General features: G+C 71.5%; 26 protein-coding genes and 1 tRNA gene. 19 read left to right on the top strand and 8 right to left on the bottom strand.

What is annotated here, in order from left to right; translation table 11 throughout:
• Positions 1-2: 2 nt before the first annotated feature.
• From ACWGPE_RS11790 to ACWGPE_RS11825, 8 genes are all read left to right on the top strand, one after another.
• Positions 3-899 (top strand): TatD family hydrolase, encoded by an 897-nt coding sequence (locus tag ACWGPE_RS11790; protein WP_231430333.1) that lies wholly within the window; start codon positions 3-5, stop codon positions 897-899.
• Positions 880-1,767, top strand: coding sequence for a 16S rRNA (adenine(1518)-N(6)/adenine(1519)-N(6))-dimethyltransferase RsmA (gene rsmA / locus ACWGPE_RS11795; protein ID WP_275505616.1), 888 nt, complete (start codon positions 880-882; stop codon positions 1,765-1,767). The genes ACWGPE_RS11790 and rsmA overlap by 20 nt, the downstream gene beginning before the upstream one ends.
• Before the next feature lie 201 nt (positions 1,768-1,968).
• Positions 1,969-2,511, top strand: coding sequence for a hypothetical protein (locus ACWGPE_RS11800; protein WP_452048763.1), 543 nt, complete (start codon positions 1,969-1,971; stop codon positions 2,509-2,511).
• A 49-nt stretch (positions 2,512-2,560) separates the two neighbouring features.
• Positions 2,561-3,493: a 4-(cytidine 5'-diphospho)-2-C-methyl-D-erythritol kinase gene (locus ACWGPE_RS11805; protein ID WP_231430336.1), complete on the top strand. Its 933-nt coding sequence runs from the start codon at positions 2,561-2,563 to the stop codon at positions 3,491-3,493.
• 149 nt (positions 3,494-3,642) lie between these two features.
• Positions 3,643-5,505, top strand: a complete 1,863-nt coding sequence (locus ACWGPE_RS11810) for an ABC-F family ATP-binding cassette domain-containing protein (RefSeq protein ID WP_231430337.1) — start codon at positions 3,643-3,645, stop codon at positions 5,503-5,505.
• A 183-nt stretch (positions 5,506-5,688) separates the two neighbouring features.
• Entirely contained in the window at positions 5,689-6,597 is a 909-nt protein-coding gene (locus ACWGPE_RS11815) for a MetQ/NlpA family ABC transporter substrate-binding protein (protein WP_452048764.1), read from the top strand.
• Between the two features lie 121 nt (positions 6,598-6,718).
• Positions 6,719-7,747 carry a methionine ABC transporter ATP-binding protein gene (locus ACWGPE_RS11820; protein ID WP_231430339.1) on the top strand — a complete coding sequence of 343 codons (1,029 nt, stop codon included), beginning with the start codon at positions 6,719-6,721 and terminating at the stop codon, positions 7,745-7,747.
• Complete coding sequence (locus ACWGPE_RS11825; RefSeq protein WP_452048765.1) at positions 7,747-8,406, top strand: methionine ABC transporter permease; 660 nt, start codon at positions 7,747-7,749, stop codon at positions 8,404-8,406. The genes ACWGPE_RS11820 and ACWGPE_RS11825 overlap by 1 nt, the downstream gene beginning before the upstream one ends.
• A 273-nt stretch (positions 8,407-8,679) precedes the next feature.
• On the opposite strand, the gene ACWGPE_RS11830 is transcribed toward ACWGPE_RS11825, so the two are convergent.
• Entirely contained in the window at positions 8,680-10,191 is a 1,512-nt protein-coding gene (locus ACWGPE_RS11830; RefSeq protein ID WP_452048766.1) for a DUF222 domain-containing protein, read from the bottom strand.
• A 277-nt stretch (positions 10,192-10,468) separates the two neighbouring features.
• On the opposite strand from ACWGPE_RS11830, the gene ACWGPE_RS11835 reads away from it, so the two are divergent.
• Positions 10,469-10,933, top strand: coding sequence for a hypothetical protein (locus ACWGPE_RS11835; protein WP_231430344.1), 465 nt, complete (start codon positions 10,469-10,471; stop codon positions 10,931-10,933).
• A gap of 37 nt (positions 10,934-10,970) precedes the next feature.
• Here ACWGPE_RS11835 and ACWGPE_RS11840 read toward each other — a convergent pair whose 3' ends face one another.
• Positions 10,971-11,468 carry a MarR family winged helix-turn-helix transcriptional regulator gene (locus tag ACWGPE_RS11840; RefSeq protein WP_231430345.1) on the bottom strand — a complete coding sequence of 166 codons (498 nt, stop codon included), beginning with the start codon at positions 11,466-11,468 and terminating at the stop codon, positions 10,971-10,973.
• Positions 11,469-11,605: 137 nt separating this feature from the next.
• Between ACWGPE_RS11840 and ACWGPE_RS11845 the strand changes: the two genes are divergently transcribed.
• The 5 genes from ACWGPE_RS11845 to ACWGPE_RS11865 all read left to right on the top strand — a co-directional run bounded on the left by ACWGPE_RS11845 (position 11,606) and on the right by ACWGPE_RS11865 (position 16,462).
• Positions 11,606-11,677, top strand: a tRNA-Gln gene (locus tag ACWGPE_RS11845).
• Between the two features lie 79 nt (positions 11,678-11,756).
• On the top strand, positions 11,757-13,196 hold the full coding sequence (gene glmU, locus ACWGPE_RS11850) for a bifunctional UDP-N-acetylglucosamine diphosphorylase/glucosamine-1-phosphate N-acetyltransferase GlmU (protein ID WP_231430346.1): 1,440 nt from the start codon (positions 11,757-11,759) through the stop codon (positions 13,194-13,196).
• Between the two features lie 14 nt (positions 13,197-13,210).
• Positions 13,211-14,245, top strand: a complete 1,035-nt coding sequence (locus ACWGPE_RS11855; protein WP_231430347.1) for a ribose-phosphate diphosphokinase — start codon at positions 13,211-13,213, stop codon at positions 14,243-14,245.
• Between the two features lie 2 nt (positions 14,246-14,247).
• The gene (locus ACWGPE_RS11860) at positions 14,248-15,951 is read left to right on the top strand and encodes a long-chain-fatty-acid--CoA ligase (protein ID WP_452048767.1); all 1,704 of its coding nucleotides are present in this window, start codon (positions 14,248-14,250) and stop codon (positions 15,949-15,951) included.
• Between the two features lie 10 nt (positions 15,952-15,961).
• Positions 15,962-16,462, top strand: a complete 501-nt coding sequence (locus tag ACWGPE_RS11865; RefSeq protein ID WP_231430349.1) for a helix-turn-helix domain-containing protein — start codon at positions 15,962-15,964, stop codon at positions 16,460-16,462.
• Positions 16,463-16,483: 21 nt separating this feature from the next.
• On the opposite strand, the gene ACWGPE_RS11870 is transcribed toward ACWGPE_RS11865, so the two are convergent.
• Positions 16,484-16,837: a VOC family protein gene (locus ACWGPE_RS11870; protein ID WP_275505624.1), complete on the bottom strand. Its 354-nt coding sequence runs from the start codon at positions 16,835-16,837 to the stop codon at positions 16,484-16,486.
• Between the two features lie 199 nt (positions 16,838-17,036).
• Between ACWGPE_RS11870 and ACWGPE_RS11875 the strand changes: the two genes are divergently transcribed.
• Positions 17,037-18,134, top strand: coding sequence for a DUF998 domain-containing protein (locus tag ACWGPE_RS11875; RefSeq protein ID WP_275505625.1), 1,098 nt, complete (start codon positions 17,037-17,039; stop codon positions 18,132-18,134).
• A gap of 16 nt (positions 18,135-18,150) precedes the next feature.
• Here the strand turns inward: ACWGPE_RS11875 and ACWGPE_RS11880 are convergent, their stop codons facing one another.
• The 4 genes from ACWGPE_RS11880 to gndA form a co-directional block, all read right to left on the bottom strand.
• Positions 18,151-18,513 carry a hypothetical protein gene (locus tag ACWGPE_RS11880; protein WP_452048768.1) on the bottom strand — a complete coding sequence of 121 codons (363 nt, stop codon included), beginning with the start codon at positions 18,511-18,513 and terminating at the stop codon, positions 18,151-18,153.
• Positions 18,510-18,833 (bottom strand): DUF202 domain-containing protein, encoded by a 324-nt coding sequence (locus ACWGPE_RS11885; protein ID WP_231430353.1) that lies wholly within the window; start codon positions 18,831-18,833, stop codon positions 18,510-18,512. The genes ACWGPE_RS11880 and ACWGPE_RS11885 overlap by 4 nt, the downstream gene beginning before the upstream one ends.
• A complete protein-coding gene (locus tag ACWGPE_RS11890; protein WP_231430354.1) occupies positions 18,830-19,183 on the bottom strand; it encodes a YidH family protein in 354 nt (117 codons plus the stop codon). Before ACWGPE_RS11890 ends, ACWGPE_RS11885 begins: the two co-directional genes overlap by 4 nt.
• A 122-nt stretch (positions 19,184-19,305) precedes the next feature.
• Positions 19,306-20,718 carry an NADP-dependent phosphogluconate dehydrogenase gene (gene gndA, locus ACWGPE_RS11895; RefSeq protein ID WP_452048775.1) on the bottom strand — a complete coding sequence of 471 codons (1,413 nt, stop codon included), beginning with the start codon at positions 20,716-20,718 and terminating at the stop codon, positions 19,306-19,308.
• A 364-nt stretch (positions 20,719-21,082) separates the two neighbouring features.
• Between gndA and ACWGPE_RS11900 the strand changes: the two genes are divergently transcribed.
• Positions 21,083-21,706 (top strand): 50S ribosomal protein L25/general stress protein Ctc, encoded by a 624-nt coding sequence (locus ACWGPE_RS11900; protein ID WP_231430355.1) that lies wholly within the window; start codon positions 21,083-21,085, stop codon positions 21,704-21,706.
• Positions 21,707-21,826: 120 nt separating this feature from the next.
• Here the strand turns inward: ACWGPE_RS11900 and ACWGPE_RS11905 are convergent, their stop codons facing one another.
• On the bottom strand, positions 21,827-22,465 hold the full coding sequence (locus ACWGPE_RS11905; protein WP_231430356.1) for a TetR/AcrR family transcriptional regulator: 639 nt from the start codon (positions 22,463-22,465) through the stop codon (positions 21,827-21,829).
• Between the two features lie 158 nt (positions 22,466-22,623).
• Between ACWGPE_RS11905 and ACWGPE_RS11910 the strand changes: the two genes are divergently transcribed.
• The 3 genes from ACWGPE_RS11910 to ACWGPE_RS11920 all read left to right on the top strand — a co-directional run bounded on the left by ACWGPE_RS11910 (position 22,624) and on the right by ACWGPE_RS11920 (position 24,664).
• On the top strand, positions 22,624-23,217 hold the full coding sequence (locus tag ACWGPE_RS11910) for a DUF6230 family protein (protein ID WP_231430357.1): 594 nt from the start codon (positions 22,624-22,626) through the stop codon (positions 23,215-23,217).
• A 116-nt stretch (positions 23,218-23,333) separates the two neighbouring features.
• On the top strand, positions 23,334-23,903 hold the full coding sequence (locus ACWGPE_RS11915) for a DUF6114 domain-containing protein (protein ID WP_452048769.1): 570 nt from the start codon (positions 23,334-23,336) through the stop codon (positions 23,901-23,903).
• Positions 23,900-24,664 carry a hypothetical protein gene (locus tag ACWGPE_RS11920; RefSeq protein ID WP_452048770.1) on the top strand — a complete coding sequence of 255 codons (765 nt, stop codon included), beginning with the start codon at positions 23,900-23,902 and terminating at the stop codon, positions 24,662-24,664. The genes ACWGPE_RS11915 and ACWGPE_RS11920 overlap by 4 nt, the downstream gene beginning before the upstream one ends.
• The last annotated feature ends 87 nt before the right edge of the window (positions 24,665-24,751 follow it).

Genomic DNA, 24,751 nt, shown 5'->3' on the forward strand with positions numbered 1-24,751 from the left:
CGGTGCCGCCCTCGAAGACGTCCGGTCAGGGCTACCCGCCGCTGCCCGAGCCGCTGCCCGTCGCGGTCTATGACAACCACACGCACCTCGAACCGAGCGACGACGCACCGCCCGGGCGTCCCGAGACGCTGCTCGACGTGCACGAGCACCTCGAGCGGGCCGCAGCGGTCGGCGTCGCCGGAGCCGTGCAGGTCGGCACCGATGTGGCGACGAGCCGCTGGTCGGCCGCGGCCGCCGCACGCGAAGCGCGGCTCCTCGCCGCGGTGGCGCTGCACCCCAACGAGGCGCCCGAGCTCGAGGCATCCGGAACGCTCGACGACGCCCTCGCCGTGATCGACGAGCTGGCGGCGGAGCCGCGAGTGCGGGCCGTCGGCGAGACGGGACTCGACTTCTTCCGCACCGGCGACGAGGGGCGGCCGGCGCAGTTCCGCTCGTTCGAGGCGCACATCGACATCGCGAAGCGGCACGGCATCGCGCTGCAGATCCACGATCGAGACGCGCATGACGAGGTCGTCGCGACGCTGCGCCGGGTCGGCGCTCCCGAGCGCACTGTCTTCCACTGCTTCTCGGGCGGCGAGGAGCTCGCCGGCCTCGCGGCCGACGAGGGCTGGTACTGCTCGTTCGCGGGCAACGTGACGTTCAAGAACGCCGAGAACCTGCGCGACGCGCTGCGAGCGGTGCCCCGCGACCGCATCCTCGTCGAGACCGACGCGCCCTACCTCACCCCGGTGCCGCTGCGCGGCCGGCCGAACGCCCCCTATCTCGTGCCGCACACGGTGCGGTTCATGGCCGAGACCCTCGGGGCCCCGCTCGACGAGTTCTGCGCGCAGCTCGCGGCGAACACGGTCGCGGTGTACGGCTCGTGGGAGGATGAGCGGCATGCACCGCCACGAGGCTGAGCCCGCCGACGGCGCCGAGACCGCGACGCCGCGCCTGCTCGGCCCGGCCGAGATCCGCGACCTCGCCGAGCTCCTCGACGTCACGCCCACGAAGAAGCTCGGGCAGAACTTCGTCCACGACGCGAACACGGTGCGCCGCATCGTGCAGACCGCCGGCGTGCAGCGCGGCGAGACCGTGCTCGAGATCGGGCCCGGGCTCGGCTCGCTCACGCTGGGCCTCCTCGAGGCCGGCGCCGAGGTCGTCGCCGTCGAGATCGACGGGCGCCTCGCCGAGCAGTTGCCGCACACCGTCGCGATCATGCAGCCGGGCACCTCGCTCACCGTCGTGCACCAAGACGCGCTCAAGGTCGTCGAACTGCCGGCCGACCCGGTGCGACTCGTCGCGAACCTGCCCTACAACGTCTCGGTGCCGGTGCTGCTGCACCTGCTCGAGCACTTCCCGTCGCTCGTGTCGGGCATCGTCATGGTGCAGGCCGAGGTCGGTCACCGGCTCGCGGCCGAGCCCGGGTCGAAGGTCTACGGCGCGCCGAGCGTCAAGGCCGCCTGGTACGGGCGCTGGCGAACGGCCGGCCAGGTGTCGCGCATGGTGTTCTGGCCCGTGCCGAACGTCGATTCGGTGCTCGTGGGCTTCGAGCGCGCCGAGCAACCGGGCACCGAGGTCGAGCGCGTCGCGACGTTCGCACTCGTCGACGCCGCCTTCCAGCAGCGGCGCAAGATGCTGCGTCAGTCGCTCTCCGGCGTGCTCGGCGGCAGCTCGTCCGCCGCGGCCGAGGTGCTGACGGCGGCCGGCGTCGACCCGCAGGCGCGCGGCGAGCAGTTGAACGTCGACGACTTCCTGCGCGTCGCGCGCACCGCGGCATCCGCCTGACGTCTCGGCGACCGCGTCGGGTCTCGACGTGGCGGCGCCGTCCGCACGCGCGGCCGCGCGCCCCGGCGGGATGTCGGAGATTCCGGGCGCAAGCGGGCGCCGAGCGGCATATCGCACGGTTCTTCCGACACGCCTGCCGTCGGCCGGGTTGGGGTGAGCGCGACGCGGACGGGTGACGCAGACGGCCGTTATTCTCGTCGCATGGCGAAGACGACGGTGGGGGCGAACGCCGATGGCGTCGGCGACGACGCGGTGGGCGCGGCGACGGGGCGGCCGCGAGAGGAGTGGTTCGCGGTGCTCGACGAGGCGGGCGCCGAACAGTTGACGCACCAGCAGATCGCGACCCGGTTGGCCAACGTGCACGGGGTCGACGCCTGGTGGGCGCAGAACGTGACCGTGGCCTACGAGCAGGCCCGCGGCATCCGCCGTCCAGGGCAACGGCAGGACGGCACCTACGAGGCGAGCGTCACCCGCACCGTCGACCTCGAGAAGGCCGACGGTCTGCGTGCGCTCGCGACGCTCGTCGAACGCGAGCTGGGGGTGGCCCCGCTCGCGCTCAACCTCGGTGCGAAGCATCCCACCGCCCGTTTCCCGCTCGAGAGCGGCGAGTTCGTGCTCGCCTCGGCGAGCGAGCGCGCCGGCGGACGCAGCTCGATCGGCCTCACTTGGGGCCGCATGCCCGACGACGAGCGCCTCGCGGACGTGAAGTCGCGCATGCGGGCGTGGCTCGCCGAGGTCGGCTGAGCGCGGCGCGCGCGGTCGGCGCCCGGACGCCGTCGGGTAGCGTGGGGGCATGACGATCGCCTGGGCCGACGAGGCAGTGCACGTTCGGGCGCCCGGCAAGATCAATCTGTTCATGCGCGTCGGCGCGGTGCAGTCCGACGGCTACCACGATGTCGCGACCGCGTACCAGGCCGTCTCGCTCTACGAGGACGTGCGCGCCTGGCCCGACGACGAGTTCAGCGTCGCGTTCGGCGGCTCGATCGACGTCTCCGGCCTCCCGACCGACGGCTCGAACCTCGCGATCAAGGCGGCGAAGCTGCTGGCGCGCACCGTCGGCGTGCCGGGCGGCGTGCGGCTCGAGATCGAGAAGCACGTGCCGATCGCCGGCGGCATGGGCGGCGGCAGCGCCGACGCGGCGGCGACCCTCGTCGCGTGCGACGCCCTCTGGGGCACAGGCCTCACCAAGGAGGAACTGCACGCGCTCGCGGCCAAGCTCGGCGCCGACGTGCCGTTCGCCCTCTCCGGCGGCACGGCCATCGGCACCGGCCGCGGCGACCGGCTGAGCCCGGCGCTCGCGACCGGTTCGTTCCACTGGGTCCTCGCGGTCGCCGAGTTCGGCCTCTCGACGCCGGGGGTCTACCGCGAACTCGACCGCCGGCGCGAGGCGCACCCCGAGACCGACCCGGGCGACGTGACCCCCGCCGTCGACGCGGAGGTGCTGCACGCACTGCGAGCGGGCGACGCGCGCATGCTCGCCGACGCGCTGCACAACGACCTGCAGGCGGCGGCGCTCGGGCTGGCGCCCGGGCTCGGCGGCATCCTCGAGCTCGGCGAGGCGCACGGAGCACTGGCCGGGATCGTCTCCGGATCCGGCCCGACGGTGGCGTTCCTCGTCGAGGACGCCGATTCGGCGATCGAGCTGCAGGTCGCGCTGTCGGCCGCGCGGCTCAACGCCGTGCACGTGCACGGCGCCGTGCACGGCGCGCGCCTGGTCGCCGGGTAGGGAACCGGATCGGGACCGTGGTCCCGGTGCGCTCATCTCGAGACGGCGCCCGGGCGCCGGTTCGACCCGCCGCCCGCGTCGCCACTGCGCCGACCGCGGAGACGTCGTGCGTCGCCGCCCGAGCGACGGGCGGCTAGGCTCGTTCGGTCATGGCACACCTCCTCGGCGCCGAGCGCCTGCATCTCGAGTTCCCGACGCGTACCGTCTTCGACGAGGTGACCCTCGGCATCGACGAGGGCGACCGCATCGGCATCGTCGGCCGCAACGGCGACGGCAAGTCGACGCTCCTGAAGCTGCTCGCCGGGCGCCTCGAACCCGACGGCGGCCGCGTCACCCAGCGGCGCGGCCTGCGCATCGGCATGCTCGACCAGGCCGACATCGTCGACCCGGGCAAGACCGTGGCCGAGGCAGTCGTCGGCGGCATCGACGAGCACGTGTGGGCCGGCGACGCGAAGGTGCGCGACGTCATCTCGGGCCTGCTCGCGGATGTCCCGTGGCAGGCGCCCATCGCAAGCCTCTCGGGCGGGCAGCGGCGCAGGGTCGGGCTCGCGGCACTCCTCGTGGGCGACTGGGACGTGCTGTTCCTCGACGAGCCGACGAACCACCTCGACGTCGAGGGCATCGCCTGGCTCGCACGCCACCTGAAGCAGCGCTGGACGGCGACCGCCGGAGCGGTCGTCGTCGTGACCCACGACCGCTGGTTCCTCGACGAGGTCTGCACCGCGACCTGGGAGGTGCACGACGGCATCGTCGAGCCCTTCGAGGGCGGGTACGCCGCGTACATCCTGCAGCGGGTCGAGCGCGACCGGATGGCCGCGGCGAGCGAGGCGAAGCGCCAGAACCTCATGCGCAAGGAGCTCGCGTGGCTGCGCCGCGGCGCTCCTGCCCGCACCTCGAAGCCGAAGTTCCGGATCGAGGCGGCGAACCAGCTCATCGAGAACGAGCCGCCCGTGCGCGACACCGTCGAGCTCAGCCGGCTCGCGGTCTCGCGGCTCGGCAAGGACGTGGTCGACCTGCTCGACGCGACGGTCGAGTACCCCGGACTCGACGGGGCGCCGCGCACGGTGCTCCGCGATGTCGAGTGGCGGATCGCGCCGGGGGAACGCACCGGCATCCTCGGCGTCAACGGCGCCGGCAAGTCGACGCTGCTCGGCCTGGTCACCGGCGCGGTGACGCCGACCTCGGGCCGCGTCAAGCGCGGCAAGACGGTCAAGATCGCGACGCTCAGCCAGGAACTCGCCGAACTCGCCGAGTGGGGCGACGAACGCGTGTCGGCGGTCGTGGCCGAGCAACGGGCGAGCTACACGATCGGACAGGGCTCGAAGGCCGTCGAGCTCACGCCCGGGCAGCTGCTCGAGCGCCTCGGGTTCTCGAGCCAGCAGCTGTCGACCCCGGTGAAGAACCTCTCGGGCGGGCAGAAGCGGCGGCTCCAGCTGTTGCTGATCCTGCTGCAGGAACCCAACGTGCTCATCCTCGACGAGCCCACCAACGACCTCGACACCGACATGCTCGCTGCCATCGAGGACCTGCTCGACTCCTGGCCGGGCACGCTGCTCGTGGTCTCCCACGACCGCTACCTCATCGAGCGCGTCACCGACCGGCAGCTCGCGGTGATCGACGGCCACCTGCGCGACCTGCCGCGCGGAGTTGAGCAGTACCTGGAGCTGCGCAAGACGGCGGATGCCTCACGGCCGACGCCGTCCGCATCCGAGCGCCGAGGTTACGAGGCGCACGCTTCGCAACCGGCCCAGCCGGTCGCGACGGGATCCGGGAGCGCGCCCTCCCTGGCGGGCGCCGATCGCCGGGCCGCCGAGAAGGAGCTCGCCTCGATCGACCGTCGGCTCGAGAAGCTGCAGGGCGAGATCGCCCGGCATCACGAGCAACTCGCCCGTCACGACCAGTCCGACTACGTGGGGCTCGGCGCGCTCGGCGACGAGCTGCGCGAGCTCGAGGCATCCGTGGCCGATCTCGAGACGCGTTGGCTCGAAGTATCTGAGCTGCTCGAAGGGTGACGTCGCAGAAGCTGTGACGCAGTGTGACCATGTGGTCAACAGGGCGAAGATGCTTCGCCTAACGTGGAGATGCGCCCGCGTTCGCGGCATCGAAGCCCCCACCGACATCCTCCGTGGCGGAGCCATGCCGGCACCCAGCCGATCAGGCCCTCGTTCGCGTGCGCCCACCGAGAGAGGAACCCCATGTCACGCCGTACCCGCATCACCTCAGTCATCGCCGCGCTCGCCGCGGTGCCCCTCGTCGCCACGCTCGCGGCCTGCGCCTCGAACGGCGCCGCCGGCGCCGAGGCCGGCTCCGACGACGTCGTGAAGATCGGCGTGGTCGGCGCGGGCGACCCCCAGTGGGACGCGTTCGAGAAGGCCGCGGCCGACGAGGGCATCAGGATCGAGATCGTGAACTTCACCGACTACGCGCAGCCGAACCCCGCGACGACCGAGGGCGAGCTCGACCTCAACCAGTTCCAGCACATCGTCTACCTCGCCGACTACAACGTGTCGGCCGGTGAGGACCTGGCACCGATCGGCGCGACGGCGATCTACCCGCTCGGCCTCTACTCGACGAAATACGAGTCGGTCGACGACATCGAGAAGGGCGAGACCGTCGCCGTGCCGAACGACGAGTCGAACCAGGCCCGCGCGCTGCTCGTGCTGCAGTCGGCCGGCCTCGTCGAGCTGAAGAGCGGCGGCACGATCTTCAGCGATCTCGCCGACATCGACGAGGCGAAGTCGAAGGTGAAGGTCACCGCGCTCGACGCGGCCCTCACCCCGACCTCGCTGCCCGACGTGGCCGCCGCCGTCATCAACAACGACTTCGTCGAGGACGCCGGGCTGAAGTTCGAGGACGCGATCGCGAAGGACGACCCGACCGACCCGAACGCGCTGCCCTACGTCAACATCTTCGCGACCCGCGCCGAGGACATGGACAACGCGACGTACAAGAAGCTCGTCGAGATCTTCCAGACCGACCCCGACGTGCAGGCCGGCCTCATCGAGGCCTCGGGCGGCACGGGTGTGCCGGCGACCACTCCGGTCGCCGACCTCGAGGACTCGCTCGCGAAGGTCCAGGCCGACACCGAGGCGCACTCGGGCTGATCGTCTGCTCGTCTGCTCGTCTCCCGACGGGGACGACGATCGCCGCGGGCGGTGGGCGCCGAATCAGTGCCCACCGCCTGCGGCGTTCCATGCGGGCCACAAGCCCAGGAGGAGAACCACCATGGCGCTCGTCGCGCTGAAGAACGTCACCAAGGCGTATCCGCCCCAAGGTCGTGACGGGGCTGAGATCGTCGCCGTCGACGACGTCACCCTCGACATCGAGCCGGGCGACGTCTACGGCATCATCGGCTATTCGGGAGCGGGCAAGTCGACCCTGCTCCGGCTCGTGAACGCGCTCGAGCCCGCCACCGCCGGATCGATCGAGATCGACGGCCGCGAGATCGTGGGCCTTCCCGAACGCGAACTGCGCGGCATCCGCCTCGGCATCGGCATGATCTTCCAGCAGTTCAACCTGTTCGGCGCGAAGACCGTCGCCGGCAACATCGCCTACCCGCTCAAGGTGGCCGGGTGGTCGAAGGCCGAGATCGAGCCCCGGGTCGCCGAACTGCTCGAGTTCGTCGGGCTCGCCGAGAAGGCGAAGGCGTTCCCCGACCAGCTCTCGGGCGGCCAGAAGCAGCGCGTCGGCATCGCCCGGGCGCTCGCGACGTCGCCACGGCTGCTGCTCGCCGACGAGGCGACGAGCGCACTCGATCCCGACACGACGCAGGAGGTGCTCGAACTCCTCAAGCGCGTCAATCGCGAGTTCGGTGTCACGATCATCGTGATCACCCACGAGATGGACGTCATCCAGTCGATCGCGACGAAGGTCGCCGTCATGGACGGCGGCCGCGTGATCGAGAACGGCGAGGTCTTCGACGTGTTCTCGAGGCCGCGGAACGCGTCGTCGCAGCGGTTCGTCGCGACGGTCGTGAAGGGCGTGCCGTCGCCCGCCGAGCTCGCGGTGCTGCGCGAGCGCCACGAGGGCCGCATCGTCACGATCTCGTTCCGCGACAGCGACGCCTCGCAGGCACAGGTCTTCGTCGAGCTCGCGAACGCGGGGCTCGACTTCGAGCTCGTCTACGGCGGAATCAACGACATCCAGGGGCGAGCGTTCGGCCACCTGACGCTCGCGATCAGGGGGGCGGATGCCTCCATCGACAGCGTGCTCGCCTCGATCGCGTCGCGCGCGGAAGTGACGGAGGCCCGCTGATGGATCGCCTGTTCGAGCTCGGCCCCGATTTCTGGACCGCCGCCTTCGAGACGCTGTACATGGTCGCACTGACGCTGCTCATCGGCGGCGCGATCGGGCTCGTGCTCGGCATCGTGCTCTACGCGTCGCGTGGGGGCGGCCTCATGCCGAACCCGATCGTCTACAACGTGCTCAACGTCGTCATCAACTTCTTCCGCCCGATCCCGTTCATCATCTTCATCGCCGCCGTGCAGCCGCTCGCCCGCTACGTGATCGGCATCGGCATCGGCAACGACGCCATGATCTTCTCCCTCTCGATCGCGGCATCGTTCGCGATCTCGCGCATCGTCGAGCAGAACCTCGTCACCGTGTCGCCGGGCGTCATCGAGGCGGCACGGGCTATGGGCGCCGGGCCGGTCAGGATCCTGCGCACGGTCGTCATCCCCGAGGCGCTCGGACCGCTCATCCTCGGGTACACGTTCATCGTCGTCGCGATCGTCGACATGACCGCGATGGCGGGGTTCATCGGCGGCGGCGGGCTCGGCAACTTCGCGCTCGTCTACGGCTACCGCCAGTTCGAGCCGGCGATCACGTGGGCGGCCCTCCTGCTCATCGTGGTCTTCGTGCAGGCGCTGCAGTTCCTCGGCAACTGGCTCGCCCGCAAGGTGATGCGCCGGTAGCGGCTCGGACGGCGTCGAGTCGTTCGTTCGTTCGCGGCGGTCGCGGGCGGTCGCGGGCGGTCGTGGGCGCCGTTCGTCGGGGCTCTGCGGTGATCTGCGCTCTGCGGTCATCACCCGGTGTGGTCTCTGGTGCGCTCTGCGGACATCAGCCCGGTGTGATGATCGGCTCGTGGTGATCGGTTCAGTGTGATCTGTGGCGCGCCCTGCGGTGCTCAGCCCGGTGTGGTGATCGGCCCGGTGCGGTGATCGGCCCGGTGGCGTCGATGGGACTGGTCAGAACGGCGCGTTCGGTGGGTACTCGTCGCCGTTCGGCTCGACGTTCGGCCGGCGCGATGCGTCGGCAACCCGACCCGGCACGGTTGGCTCGCGGTGATCGCGGCAATCACGGTGATCGCGGTGATCGGCCGGCCGTGGTGTCGTCGGTATCGGTTCGGCCGGATGGGTCGCGTAGACCCGCCCCGAAGACGAGCGCCACTCGAGGATGCCGCCGCCACGGTGCACGACCGACCAGGCCGTCTCGTGTTTCAGGTGATGATGCCCGGCGCAGAGGTGCGCGAGGTTGTCGTGCGCGGTCGGATTGCCGTCGGCGTAGTCGCGGGTGTGATCGATCTCGCTGCGACCCGCCGGCCTGTTGCAGCCGGGGAACCGGCAGGTGCCGTCTCGCACCCGCAGCCAGCGGCGCAGGTCGGCCGGCGGTCGGTAGCTCGCACGGTCGACATCGAGCACCGCGCCCGTCACGGGGTGCGTGAGCAACCGGGTGAACGAGGGAGCGGTCGCGGTGAGGCGTCGTGCGGTGTCGGCGTCGATCGGCCCGTAGCCGTCGAGGTGCCCCGGCGTCTCGTCGAGCCCCATGAGCGTGAAAACCGGAACGGTGACATGGACCGTCGCACGCGCCGACGCGATCGCCTCCGCTCCGCGGTCGCCAGCGGGGAGAAGGCCGAAACGGAGGAGGTCGCCGGCGAAGTCGGCGCGAAGTTGCTCGTGGTTGCGGTCTTCATCACCGCGGCCGGCGCCGCCAACCCGACCGCTCACGCCCCTGACGTCGGCGCCGGCGGCGGTGTGTGCGGCGTCGTCGAGCCGCACGAAGATGCTCAACGCATCGGCCGCCGGCAGGAGCACGTGCAGCCAGGCCATGCCGTCGGTGGCGGGCTCGAATTCGACTCGCCGGGTCTCGCGGGCGGCCCGATGCCGTTCTGACGTCGTCTCGGCGAGGAGCTCTTCACGAAGTCGGCGGGCTTTGACCCGCAGTTTCGCCGCAGTGAGGTCGGCCCCGAGCGCGGCGAGGCGCTCGTCGAGCTCGGCACGCACGCGCGGCCGGTCGGCGAGATCGCAGCCGGCGCCGACGATGACCCGAGCGTGCTGCATCGTGAGTTCGCCGCGTCGCAGCGCCGACAGGGTGGCCGGCAGCTGGTTCGACAGCACCCACGCTTCGTCGATCTCGCGCTGCATCGTGCGCTCTGGGGTTCGCAGCGCGGCCGCGAGTTCGGCCACGACGCTGCGGCGCGCCATCTCGTCGCGACGCGCGGGCGACAGCGACGCCGACACGAATGCGCCGGCATGGCGCAGTGCGAAGGCGACGGTCATCGCGATCACGTCGATGTGCATGGCGCGATGCATCGCCTCGATGCGTTGCGCTCGCACGGCGGCGTCGACGAGGACGGCGAGGCCCTCTTGCGCACGAGCGAACGGGGACATCTCGGAGGGGGGTGGGAACGCTGCGGGTGACGGCGCGACGGGCACCGCGAGTCCTCCGGGAACGGAGGTGGTGTGCTCGTCGAAGGCCATGCCCCATCGTATCAAGATTCGAATGAATGTTCGAGTGTTTCGCCGAGTGAATGCGCGGCCGCGACGCGCTGCGAATGCGAACGTTCGGGCCCGGGACGCGGCCGGACGTCGGTGCGAGACGCCGGTCCGCCCAGGGCCCACCCGGCAGACGGCACCTCGAGCATGCGCCGAGGAGTCGGGCGCACGACCCATCCTCCACAGGCGCTGCTCCGCGGCATCCGTCACGAATCGGGCCGTCGCGGGCGGCACCACCCCGGCGCGCCCGCAGGATCGACGCATGACCGACCGAGACGCCGACACCGAACCGACGAGCCAGTGCAGCACCGACCCGCATCTGCCCGACGTACCCGTGATGACCGACGCTGCACTGCAGGACCGGGTCGAGGAGCTCATCCAGCGGGCGTTCCGCCGTCAATTGTGGACGCTCTTCTTCGATGACGAGGGCTACCAGTTGCTCATGATGCCGATGGCCGACTACCCCGGTGCCCCCGACGGGCCGACCCCCGAGGGCACCGCCGCGCAGCTGCTGGCGAACCGCGTGGCGTACGTCTGCGACTTCATCGGGGCGACGCGGGTCGCCTTCGCCTGGGAGCGCCGCGGTCCCGAGCGGAGCACTCCTGTCGACCGCGAATGGGCGTGCGGACTGGCAGCGGCCTGCCGGAACGAGCACGTCGAGGTGTGGTCGCAGTTCATCGTGCACGACGGCGGCGTCCGCTGGTTCGCGCGCGACGACGACGCCTGACCGGGTGCCTCCGGGCGAGGGCGCCGGCGGACTGCGCTCAGCCCGCGTCGAACCCGAGGCTGAGCTTGCGCAGGAGGCCCGCGAGCCGCTTCTGCTCGGCCGCGGGCAGTCGCGCCAGCAGCTCGGCCTCGGCGTCGACCAGCCGGGTGATCGCGGCGTCGACACGGGTGAGCCCCGCGGGGCTCATCTCGACGAGGATGCCGCGGCCGTCGTTGGGGTCGGTCTGGCGGGTGACCAGCCCGCGCTCGACGAGCCGGTCGATGCGGTTCGTCATCGTGCCGCTCGACACGAGCGTCTGCTGCAGCAACTGCTTGGGGGAGAGCCGGTACGGCGCCCCGGCACGGCGCAGCGCCGAGAGCACGTCGAACTCGCTGGCCTCGAGCTCGGACCGGGCGAACGCCTGGCGGCGGGCGCGATCGAGGTGCTTCGAGAGCCGCGCGACCCGCGAGAGCACCTGCAGCGGGGCGAAGTCGAGATCGGGGCGCTCCCGCTCCCAGTCGTCGACGATCCGGTCGACCTCGTCAGCATCTCTCACCTCGCCATTATCCCGCCGGTCGGGGCGTCAGCCGGTGCGGATGCCTCGGCGGGCGTTCTGCCGGCCGCGGCCGGCGCCGTTCGGGCCCCGGCCGCCATGGCAGACTTGATGTCGCGCGAGCCGAGCCGCCCGCGCGTTCCGCCATGGTGTAACGGCAGCACGACAGCCTTTGGAGCTGTGAGGACCAGGTTCGAATCCTGGTGGCGGAGCCCGCCCGGCCGCGATCGGGTTACCCGTGACACCGCGGCCGACGCCGAGACATCCGCCAGCAACCGACAGGAAGCCCGAATGACCGACCAGAACCTCGCGATCATCGTCCTCGCCGCCGGCCAGGGCACCCGCATGAAGTCGTCCCTGCCGAAGATGCTGCACCCGATCGCGGGCACGCCGCTCGTCGGCCACGTGCTCGCCACGGCGAAGGCGCTCGACGCGGCGCACGTGCTCGCCGTCGTGCGGCACGAGCGCGACCGCGTCGCCGCCGCCGTCGAGGCCGAGTTCCCGGGCATCGTCATCGTCGACCAGGACGAGGTCGACGGTACCGGCCGCGCCGTGGAGCTCGCCGTCGCCGCCCTGCCCGACGACTTCGACGGCGACGTGCTCGTCCTGAACGGCGACGTGCCGCTGCTCGACGCCGACACCCTCGCCGGGTTCCTCGAGCAGCACCGCGGCACGGCCTCCGCCGCGTCCGTGCTCTCGGCCGTCTACGACGACCCCACGGGCTACGGTCGCATCGTGCGCGGCGACTCGGGTGCCTTCGACCGCATCGTGGAGCAGAAGGACGCCAGCGAGGCCGAGCGGGCGATCGCCGAGATCAACGCCGGCATCTACGCCTTCGGCGCCTCGGCGCTGCGCGACCAGCTCGCGAACCTCACGACCGACAACGCGCAGGGCGAGAAGTACCTGACCGACGTCATCGGGCTGCTCCGCGCGGCGGGCTCGGAAGTCGAGGCCGTGCCCGTGTCCGAGCCGTGGCTCGTCGCGGGCGTCAACGACCGCGCACAGCTGTCGGAGACCGCGGCACGGCTCAACGCGCTCATCGTTCGCGGCTGGCAGCTCGCCGGCGTCACGATCGACGACCCCGCGACGACGTGGATCGACCTGGCCGTGAAGATCGAACCCGACGTGACGATCCGCCCCGGCACCCAGCTCAAGGGGGCGACCCTCATCGAGACCGGCGCGATCGTGGGTCCCGACTCGACCCTCGTCGACTGCGAGGTCGGTGCCGGCGCCCACGTGAAGCGCACCGACGCCACGCTCGCCGTGATCGGCGCCGGCGCGACCGTCGGCCCGTGGTCGTACCTGCGCCCCGGCACGGTGCTCGGCGCCGACGGCAAGATCGGGGCGTTCGTCGAGTCGAAGAACACGACGATCGGCGAGGGCAGCAAGGTGCCGCACCTCTCGTACGTCGGCGACGCGACCATCGGCCGCGGCGTGAACCTCGGCGCCGGCACGATCACCGCGAACTACGACGACGTCAACAAGCACCGCACCGAGATCGCCGACGAGGTGCACACGAGTTCGCACACCGTGCTCGTCGCGCCCGTTAGGCTTGGTCCCGGAGCGAAGACCGGCGCAGGCGCGATCGTCCGCAAGGACGTTCCCGCGGGGGCACTGGCCCTCAGCGTCGCCCCTCAGCGCAACATCGAGGGGTGGGTCGAAGAACATCGGCCCGGTACGGAGGCGGCTCGTGTCGCCGCCGAGGCGCGGTCCGTCGAACGAGGCGAGTGAGCAGAAGGCGAACCATGGGGCGCAAGAAGAAGGTCGTTGACCTCGACCGAGAGAACAACATCGCACCGGGGCTGCAGGCGAAGACCAAGAAGCGTCTCGTCGTCGTGTCGGGTCGCAGCGATCCCGCGCTCGCCGCACAGGTCGCCGCGACGCTCGGCACCGAACTCGCCCCGACCGAGCACCGCACGTTCGCGAGCGGTGAGATCTACACCCGCTTCGAGGTGTCGGTCCGCGGGTGCGACGTCTTCGTGGTGCAGTCGTTCGGCCCGCCCGTCAACGAGTGGCTCATGGAGCTGCTCATCATGCTCGACGCGCTGAAGCGCGCCTCGGCGAAGCGCATCACCGTCGTCGCCCCGTACTTCCCGTACTCCCGGCAGGACAAGAAGGGTCGCGGCCGCGAGCCGATCTCGGCGCGCCTCGTCGCCGACCTGCTGAAGACGGCGGGGGCCGACCGCATCATGAGCGTCGACCTGCACGCCGCGCAGATCCAGGGCTTCTTCGACGGCCCCGTCGACCACCTCTTCGCGAAGCCGGTGCTGCTGCGCCACTTCCAAGAGAGCCTGTCGGCCGACGACCGCACCAAGCTCACGGTGGTCTCGCCCGACATGGGTCGCGTCCGCGTCGCCGACACGTGGGCCGACGAGCTCGGCGCTCCGCTCGCGATCATCCACAAGCGCCGCGACCCGAAGGTCGCCAACCAGGTCACCGTCCACGAGATCGTCGGCAACGTCGAGGGCCGCGTGTGCCTGCTCGTCGACGACATGATCGACACCGGCGGCACGATCGTGAAGGCCGCGCAGGCCCTGAAGGAGAACGGCGCCGAGAAGGTCATCGTCGCGGCGACGCACCCGATCTTCAGCGACCCCGCGACCGAGCGCCTGCAGGACCCGGCGATCGACCAGGTCGTCGTGACCGACACGATTCCGCTCCCGCCCGAGCGACGCTGGGCCGGCCTCACGATCCTGCCGATCGCACCGCTGCTCGGCCGCGCGATCCGCGAGGTGTTCGAAGACGGCTCGGTCACGAGCATGTTCAACGGCGAGGCCTGATCGTGCGCTCGGCCCTTCCCGGCCGGCCGTGGGTCGCGAGCTATGCCGACGGCGTGCCCGATGAGGTCGAGACGCCCGAGGGCTCGCTCTACGACCTGATCCGCGCGTCGGTCGAGCAGTACCCCGACCACGTCGCGCTCGAGTTCTTCGAGCGCACGATGACGTACCGCGAACTCGGCGATGAGGTCGAGCGCGTCGCCGAGGGGCTCCGCCTGCTCGGCGTGCAGAAGGGCGACCCGGTCGCCCTCGTGCTGCCGAACTGCCCGCAGCACATCGTCGCGTTCTACGCGGTACTGCGGCTCGGCGCGATCGTCGTCGAGCACAACCCGCTCTACACGCCGCGCGAGCTGCGCCATCAGTTCGAGGACCACGGCGCCCGCGTCGCGATCGCCTGGAGCAACGTCGTCGAGACGATCCAGGCCTTCCCCGACGACGTCGCGGTGCCGCACCTGATCTCGGTCGACGTGACCCGGGCGATGCCGTTCGCGATGCGGGCGATGCTTCGCCTGCCGATCGCGAAGGCCCGCGAGTCTCGTGCGGCGCTCACGACGAAGGTGCGCGGCGCGATCCGCTGGGAGGACCTCGCCTCCTCGGCGCCGATCGACCCGCACATCATCGCGCCGGGCGTCGACGACGTCGCCCTCATCCAGTACACGAGCGGCACGACCGGCAGCCCGAAGGGCGCGACCCTCACGCACGCCAACCTCGAGGTCAATGCGGCGCAGGCGCGCGCCTGGGTGCCCGACGTGCCGCGCGGCAGTGCGGTCGTCTACGCGGTGCTGCCGATGTTCCACGCCTACGGACTGACGCTGTGCCTCACGTTCGCGATGAGCATGGGCGCGCGCCTCGTGCTGTTCCCCAAGTTCGACCCCGAGCTCGTGCTCAAGGTCGTCAAGAAGCGGCCCGCCACGTTCCTGCCCGCGGTGCCGCCCATCTACGACCGGCTCACCAAGGCGGCCGCGGCCGCCGGGGTGTCGCTCGACGGCATCCAGATCGCGATCTCCGGCGCCATGCCGCTCTCGGCCGAGGTCGTCGAGCCCTGGGAGGCGGCGACCGGCGGCTTCCTGGTGGAGGGCTACGGACTCTCCGAGTGCTCGCCGGTGCTCATGGCGAACCCGGTCGCGCAGAACCGCAGGGCCGGAACGGTCGGCCTGCCGCTGCCGTCGACCGAGTGCCGCGTCGTCGACCCCGACGACCCCATGACCGATGTCGCGCCCGGCGCGGAGGGCGAGCTCGTCGTGCGCGGCCCGCAGGTGTTCTCGGGCTACTGGCTGAAGCCCGACGAGACCGAGGCCGTGTTCGTCGACGACCCCGCCGGCGGTGCGCCCTGGTTCCGCACGGGCGACATCGTCGCGATCGACGACGAGGGCTTCGTGCGCATCGTCGACCGCATCAAGGAGCTGATCATCACTGGCGGCTTCAACGTGTCGCCGAGCGAGGTCGAGGAGGCCCTGCGCGCGCACGACGACGTCGAGGACGCCGCCGTCGTCGGCCTGCCCGACGAGCATTCGGGCGAGCAGGTCGTCGCGGTCGTCGTCCTGCGCGACGGCGCCGTGTTCGACGAGCGCGCGCTCCGCGACTTCGCGCGCGACGGGCTGACGCCCTACAAGGTGCCCAAGCGCATCGTGCAGGCCGACGACCTGCCGCGCTCGCTCATCGGCAAGGTGCTGCGCCGCGAGGTGCGCAACGGCCTCATCAACGGCTGAGCAGGGCGCCGTGTCGTTCCTCTCCGCCGAGACCGCGAGGGCGCTCGCCGAGCTCGCGACCCTCGATGCGCTCACCACGGGCGACGGCGACGACGAGGGGGATGCCTCGCCGCTCGAGCGGCTCCGAGGCATCCGCACGCTCGTGTCCGCCCTCGAAGCCGAGCCGGCCGTGCTGGCTGCCGTGCGTGAGGCCGTCGCCGCCGGCACGGGGTGGGAGGAGATCGCCGACGCCGCGGGGCTGAGTCCCTCGGCCGCCAAGTACCGCTGGGCCGGCGACGACGCTGCGATCGCCGAACGCCAGGAGGCGAGCCGGCGCCGTAAGCGCGAGCGACCGTCGAGCGTGCCGACCGACCTGCCCGGGCTCTCGGTCGCCGAGGCGGCGGCGAAGCTCGGGGTCACGGCGCAGGCGATCTACCAGCGGGTGAACCGCGGACAGCTCGAGGCGCGCACCGTCGAGTTGTCCGACGGCCGCAAGTACAAGCGGGTCTTCCCCGACGACCTCGCGGAGTGAGGCGGAGGGCGACGACGGCGCTCAGCCGACCGGCTCGAGGAACTCGAGCCGGTTGCCGTGGCAGTCCTCGCTGTAGAAGCGGCGCATCCCCGGGAAGTCGTCGTCGAACCGCACGGGGTAGCCGGCGCCCTGCAGTCGGACCGCCCACTCGTCGAGGCGGGTCACGAGCAGGCCCGGGTGCGCCTTGGTCGCGGGCCTGAATTCGGGTTCGACGCCGAGGTGCAGCTCGATGCCGTGCCCTCGGAACCAGCACCCGCCGCGCGCGGCGAGGGCGGCCGGTTTCTCGAGCTCGGCGAAGCCGAGCACGCCGGTGTAGAAGTCGCGGAGCGCCCTCTCGCTGTCGGGCGGACAGGCGAGTTGGACGTGATGCAGCATGCCGACCTCCGAAGTATCTTGATATCAAGATACTTCGACGACGCTCCGCACGCCAGCCCGTTTCGCGACGCTCGATCGGGGCTCTCGGGCACGCGTTCGCGGGGGTGCTAGGTTGCGGCTGAGGCCCACGGCGGGCCGCCGCGAACGACCGGGACGGATCGCTCGATCGAGCTCCCGGGCGCCGAGGTGAGGGAGTGCGATGTCCACGTCGATCACCAGGTTGCTGCGCCACCCGGCCGCGAACACCCAGTCGCTCGAATCCGTGGCACTCCTGATCGCCGGCGCGGTGTTCGTCGTCGTCGCACCCGTCTCGTGGCTGCTCTACCGCGACAGTGAGCTGCCGATCTCCGGGCCGGGGTCGCTCGGTCAGGCGATCGCGATCACCGCGGCCGTCGTGGCGGCGGCCGTCTTCGTCTTCGGGCGAGCCGTCGTCGCGACCCGCGCCTCCCGCTCGACGGGCTCCGCGACGAGCGGCGACGACCCGACCGAGCTGCGCGGGCGCCTGCGCTGGTTCGACGTCGCGGCCCTGGCCATCGCGCACGCCGTCGTCGTGCTGCTCGGCTGGACCGGCCTGGCCTCCGTGCTCAGCCTGAGCTTCGTCGACGCCGTCGTGTTCGCAGTGCCGGCTGCGGCGCTCACGGGCGTCGCCGTCGCGCTCACCGCCTATGCGGTGTTCCTCTCGTCGGTGCACATGAACCCGTTGCTGCTGTCGCTCGTGCTCGCCGTCTTCCTCGTGCTCGGGGCGCTCGCGAGCATGCTGAGCGCCTCAGACCCGTACTGGTGGAAGATGAACCTGAGCTCGCTCGGCATGACCGACGACATCTCGGCGCTCGCGTTCAACCTGACGCTCATCATCGCGGGCGTGCTCGTCACCACGATCGCGCACTACGCCGTCGCGTCGATCACGGCCGTGACGCCGAAGGAGGTGAAGGGGCGTCGCAAGGTCACCGCACTGCTCGCCCTGCTCGGCATCCTGCTCGCGTGCGTCGGCGTCTTCCCGGTCGACGAGTACCTCCAGGCGCACAATCTCGCCGCGACCGGCATGGCGATCGTGTTCACCGTGCTCGTGCTCGCGCTGCATCGGTGGCTGCCGTCGGCGCCTCGCCCGTTCGTGATCCTCGGCTACGTGGACGTCGCCGTGATCGTGGTCATGGCGGTGTTCTTCATCAACGGCTACTACAACCTCACCGCCGTCGAGCTCGTGGTCGCGGTGCTCGTGTTCAGCTGGGTGATCGTGTTCCTCCGCAACCCGGGCGATCCCTCGCCGGATCCCGATCCCGCGACGAACGCGCTCTGACGACCGGGGCGCCCGATCACGTCCCGCGCTCGTCGGGCTGCACCGGCGTCGGTGCCGACGGCAGCAGCCCGAGATTCGCGAGCGGCGTCGCGACGCCGCCGGGCGCGACGGCGGAGCACTGCCAACCGGGCCCGCCCGCGCCGAACAGCTCGAACGACACCTGCGAGCCCTCGGCCTCGATGTCGAACCGCTCGACGTAGACGGCGCAGGCGCGGGCCGCGGCCGACTGCGCCTGGCCGACGAGCGAGAGCACGAGGGGCAGCACGAGGGCGCCGAGCGCGATGAGCACGGTGATGCGCAGCGCCCGGCGCCGGCGCCCGCCGTAGACCGGCCCGTCGTCGTGCGGCCGGTCGTCGAGCTCGGGGTGGTCGTCGGTCATGGCAGGCTCCTGCCGAGGATCGAACCGATGCCGGCGGCTGCGGCCACGACCGTCACGGCCGCGATCGCGACGATGAGCGACGCGGGCGGCGCGAACCGCCCGGCATCGAGCTGCCGCCGCCGGACCGTGCCGACCGCGGCGACGGCGGCCGCTGCGCCGACGAGCACGACACCCGCGACCACGAGCCAGTCCTCGCCTTCGACGAAGCCGGTTCGGAGGGCGAGCAGGGCGTTCACGGCGACGATGAGCGCCGTGCGGCTCCACGACAGCGAGGTCCGCTCCGGTTGCAGCCCGGGATCGCGGGCGGCCTGGTCGCTCATGGCAGGGCCAGGAAGACGGTGAGGACGACCGCCGCGATGAGGCAGACGCCCGCGAGCACGGGAAGCGCCCAGCTGTAGCCGAGGCGGCCGCCGTGGCGCATCGCGATCTCGTTGCTGCGCCATCGGAAGTACGAGAGCAGCGCGAGGGCCGCCGCCGCGAGGCCGAGCAGGACGGCGAGCAGCGTGATGACGGGGCCGGGGCCGACGTTCGCCGCGAACTCGTGCAGCAGCACGCCGCCGGCGATGAGGGCGAGCGCGGTGCGGATCCAGGCGAGGAACGTGCGCTCGTTCGCGAGCGTGAAGCGGTAGTCGGGGTCGTGGCCCTCGCTGCGCCACTTCGGTTCGGCCATGCGTCGAGCCTAACCGCGACTGCGCCGGGCCGAGGAGCGGCGGACGCATGAGACGCGAGATGCCCGCTTCCGTGCGGGAGCGGGCATCTCGGGTCCGAGGCATCCGTGGATGCCTCGTGTCGTCAGTGCGACGAGGGCGTGGTCTCGATCTCGGTGCGGTCGCCCGACCACAGCGTGTGGAAGACGCCGGGCTTGTCGACGCGCTGGTAGGTGTGCGCGCCGAAGAAGTCGCGCTGGCCCTGCACGAGCGCGGCGGGCAGGCGCTCGGCGCGCAGGCCGTCGTAGTACGCGAGCGACGAGCTGAACGCGGGCGCCGGGATGCCCGACTGCGCGGCCGCGACGACGACGCGCCGCCAGGCCTCCTGCGCGCCCGTGACGGCGTCGCGGAAGTACGGGGCGACGACGAGCGCGACGAGCTCGGGGTTCTCGGCGTAGGCGTCGGCGATGCGGTTGAGGAAGCGGGCGCGGATGATGCAGCCGGCGCGCCAGATGCGGGCGATGTCGCCATTCTTGACGTCCCAGCCGAACTGCGCGGCACCGGCGATGATCTCGTCGAAGCCCTGCGAGTAGGCGATGATCTTCGAGGCGTAGAGCGCCTGGCGCACGTCCTCGATGAACGCGTCGGGGTCGGCGACCGTGAACGCGCCCGACGGGCCGGGCAGGTCGGTCGCCGCCGCGCGCTGGCCGCGCTGCGACGAGAGACTGCGCGCGAACACGGCTTCGGCGATGCCGGAGACGGGCACGCCGAGGTCGAGCGCGTTCTGCACCGTCCATGCGCCGGTGCCCTTCGCGCCGGCCGAGTCGAGGATGACGTCGACGAGCGGCTCGCCCGTCTCGGCGTCGACCTGACGCAGCACCTCGGCCGTGATCTCGATGAGGTAGCTCTCGAGCTCGCCGGTGTTCCACTCGGCGAAGATGTCGGCGATCTCCGCGGGCGTCTTGCCGGTGGCCTGGCGGATGAGGTCGTAGGCCTCGGCGATGAGCTGCATGTCGGCGTACTCGATGCCGTTGTGCACCATCTTCACGAAGTGGCCGGCCCCGTCGGTGCCGACGTGCGTGACGCAGGGTGCGCCGTCTTCAGGGGCGCGGGCGGCGATCGACGCGAGGATCGGTCCGAGCGTCTCGTACGACTGGGCCGTGCCGCCGGGCATGATCGAGGGTCCGTTGAGCGCGCCCTCCTCGCCGCCCGAGATGCCGGTGCCGACGAAGTGGATGCCGGTGGGGGAGATCTCCGCCTCGCGGCGGATCGTGTCGTGGAAGTTCGCGTTGCCGCCGTCGACGATGATGTCGCCCGGCTCGAAGCGCGCGGCCAGCTCGGAGATGACCGCGTCGGTGCCCTTGCCCGCCTGGACCATGATGATCGCGGTGCGCGGCTTGACGAGCGACGCGACGAAGTCGTCGTACGACTCGCTCGCGACGAACTCGGCCTCGGGGTGCTCGGCGACGAGCGTGCGGGTGCGCTCGGGCGAGCGGTTGAACACGGCGACCGTGTTGCCCTCGCGGCTCGCGAGGTTGCGGGCGAGGTTCGACCCCATGACCGCGAGTCCGACGACGCCGATGTTTGCTGAAGGGGTGACAGGCACGGAGTTTCTCCTCGAGAAGGTGTGGGGTCGGCTTCCAGCGTACTGTGAGCCGGCCTCACGGTTGCACGGTGTTGCGGTGAGGTGGATGCCTCGTGGCCGTCGTCCGGGCTGGTAGACTTGCCGATTGGACTTCGGCGAGGGACGCCGCGTCGCCGTGCGAACGGCGGGCGAGGCATCCGTGATCGACGCGGTAGGGGCAGGCTCCACGGCTTTTCCTCACGCTCTGCGCAGCACGCTGCGCGCGTTCGAGTCGAAAACAACAGACACACGATCTGGGCCGTCAGGGCGAAGCGCCCGGCCCCGCAAGGAGAACATCATGGACGACGACAACAAGGTCATCGCCGAGGCTCGCGAGAGCTTCGGCAAGGGTGCGGCCCGCAAGATCCGTGCCGCCGGCAAGATCCCCGCGGTCATCTACGGCCACGGCACCGACCCGCAGCACGTCACCGTGCCCGCGCACCAGGTGGGCCTGCTCATCCGCAAGGCGAACGCCGTGCTCGACCTGCAGGTCGGCGGCAAGAGCCAGCTCGTGCTCGTCAAGGACGTGCAGAAGGACCCGGTGCACCAGATCATCGAGCACCTCGACCTCATCGTCGTGAAGAAGGGCGAGAAGGTCCAGGTCGAGGTGCCCGTGCACCTCGAGGGCGAGTCGGCCGCGGGCACCGTCGCGGACCTCGACCACCACACCCTCTCGCTCGAGGTCGAGGCGACCCACATCCCCGAGAACGTCGTCGTCTCGGTCGAGGGCCTCGAGGAGGGTACGCAGATCCACGCGAAGGACGTCGAGCTGCCCAAGGGCGCGACGCTCCTGACCGACGCCGAGGCGCTCGTCGTCAACGTGCACACGCCGCAGAAGGTCGACCTCGGTGAAGAGGCCGCTCCCGCCGCCGAGGCGGAGGCCGAGGCCGAGGCGCCCGCCGAAGAGGCTGCCGCCGAGTAATCGCGCCGCGCGTACGCCGCGCTCACGAGGGCCCGCCCGCGACCGGAAGGTCGCCGGCGGGCCTTCGTCGTCCCGGCGCCCTCCGCCTCCCGGAAGACGAGAAGGGCGGGTGGTGCGCGGTCAGGCTTCGAACAGCACGCGCGACGCCTCGGGCGCGATCTCCGAGGCGATGCCGCGCAGCGCATGCTCGAGCAGCTCGACGATCTCGTCGTCGCCGAGCTCGTCGGCGAGCGCCGCGTCGACGAGCGCCTGTTCGGTGAACGCGAGCCAGCCGCGCAGTCCGATGCGGAGCTTCGACGACGGCTCGACGCCGAGCTCGCGGAAGAGCACGACGACGCGCTCGGTCTGCAGCACGCGCGCCTGCTCGACGACCTCGCGGATCTGCGGGTCGCCGCTCGCGGGGCCGCGCACGAGCGAGAAGAACGTGCCGCCGTGCGCGCGCACGAACCCGACGGTGCGGCGCAGGGTGTCGGTGAGCCGGGGGAGGGGGGCGAGCGACTGGTCGGGTTCGGTGGCGAGCAGCATGCTGTCGCGCGCCGTCTTCACGAGCTCGCGCTGGAAGCCGTGGCGGGAGCCGAAGTAGTGGAACAGGAGCGCCCGCGAGACGCCCGCATCGGCGGCGAGGCGCTCGATGTTGAGCTCGCCGAGCGGGTGCTCGGCGAGGGCGGCGACGCCGAGTGCGATGAGTTGGGCGCGACGTTCGTCGGGCGAGAGCCGTGCCCGCCGCGATGCGGGGATCTCGTCGACTCGGGCGGCCATGCTCCGAGCCTAACGGCGCCGGTGCGCACCGGGCGGGACGTCGGTGACCCGATCGTTATTGACTTCGAGTGAACAACTGTTGACGACAAGTCAATAGCCTCCGTACAGTCGGCGTGGCGGCGAAACCGCCGCCCGCTTCAGTGCATCAAGGAGGATCCATGAAGTTCCGCTCACTCACTGGCTCGCGCCTCGGCCGGGTCGCGATCGCCGCGGTGCCGGTCGGCGTCGCAGCCAGTCTCGTCATGGCCGGTGTCGCGAACGGCGCCGTGCCGGTCTCGTTCGCCGTCTCGGGCAGCCAGTTCAAGATCGCGGCGTCCTCGCTCGACGGCAGCGCGTTCTCGCAGTACGCCGGTGTGGCCGCCGAGAAGAACGGCACACCGCACCCCGTCGCGATCTCGAACATCGGCGAGGCCTCGCTCTCCGACCTCTGCCAGTCGGTCGTCACCGACACGCCGCTCGGCAAGCTCGGCATGCTGATCTCGGCGGGCGGCGGCGGCAAGCCCGCCACCGCGAGCGACCTGCAGATCGGGCTCACCGACCTGCAGGGAGACGCCACGTTCGGCAACATCCGCATCGGCGTGGATGCCTCGACGGTCAAGACCCCGGCGAAGGGCGAGGCCGGCGGCTTCGCCCAGGACGCCGACACGATCAAGATCGCCGGGCTCAAGCAGACCGCCTGGAGCACGCAGGCGGGGGTGTTCACGCTCAACGGGCTGCACCTGCAGCTGACCAACGGCAAGGAATGCTTCTGAGCCGCGCCGGCCGCGACGCCGGATGACCCGCGGGGCGGGTGCGACCCGACGACACCCGCCCCGCGACCCTCACAGCCAGCACCACGACGCGCCAGCACACGACGAAGGAGTCACCGATGCCCGCGACCCACGACCAGCAGACCGACCTCGAGGAGACCGCCGGCACCGACGTGCTCGCCGCCCTCGGAGCGACGACGCGCGACGACGACGACCGATCGGATCGCGACGATGCAGCCCGCCCGGGCGGATTCGGCGCGTGGTACCGATCCCGCCCGCTCATCGGCGGCATCATCACGGTGCTCGCGGGAGCCGCGCTGTTCCTGTCGAGCCAGCTCGACCTCGGCAACCTCACGATCCACGTCGGCATCGAGGGCATGCAGGCGACGATCCTGCCGATCGTCGTCGTCCTCGCCGGCGTGCTCGCCGTCGCGATGCCCGCCCACCGCATCTTCTACGGCGTGATCGTGCTCGCCGCCTCGGTGTACTCGCTCGTCGCGGTGAACCTCGGCGGCTTCTTCGTGGGGTTCCTCCTCGGCTGCGTCGGCGGCATCATGGTCGTCTCATGGGCTCCGCGGCGTGAACGCGTCGACGGCGTGGACGACCCGGCCGCGACGGACGCGGCCCCCGACGCGGACGCCGGCGGCTCCGCCGATTCGCCCGCCGACGCCTCGGAGGACGCCGAATGAGCCGCGCGCGCCGCCTGCGCGCGGGCGCGATCGCCGCGCTCGCGCTGCTGCTCGTCACGGGTACCGCGCAGGGCGCCTCGGCGACGCCCGGCCTGCGCGCCTCGGCGACCGACGGCTGCCCGGAGCCGACGCCGCTCGAGCAGTTCTTCGGACTCGGCGAGTGCGACGACCCGACGCCCGAGCCGACGCCCACGCCCGAGCCGACGCCCGCCCCCGAGCCGACCCCGACGCCCGAGCCGACGCCCACGCCCGTGCCCACCGATCCGCCGGCAACGCCCGGCCCGGTCGTGCCCGGCGGCGAGCCCGGGGCATCCCCGACTCCGAAGACCCCGGTGCTCGCACCCCTCGACGAGGATGCGCCCGTGTTCACCGGCGACCCGGCGACCCTCTCGGCCGACGGCCTCGCGATCGAGGGGCTCTCGGGGCTCGCGATCGTCTCGGTGAAGCTCGCCGACGGGTCGACCGAGCGGGCGATCCGGATCAGCGCCGACCGCATCGTGATCGACGGGTTCCAGCTCGACGTGCCGGCCGGCGACGGCGGCCTCCGCAACACCGCGACGACCCTCACGATCGAGGGGAACGTCGTCGTCTACACCCCGTCGATCCGCGGCATCCTCGCCGACGGAACCGAGCGGCTCATCGACACGCTCACCGCGCCGACGCCCGAGCGGCTCGCCGGCCTCACCCGCCTGACGCTGCCGCTGCGCGGCATGCTCGCCGACCGCATCACGTACGACGACTCGCATCAGGCGACGTTCTGAGCGGGTACGCTCGTTGCGGGCCGGAGCGGCCCTGATTCGACCCGGGCGGAGCACGGATGGCGTGGTTCAGGCGGGCGCGCGCACGAG

The sequence above is a fragment of the Agromyces sp. NPDC055658 genome (genome assembly GCF_053618155.1).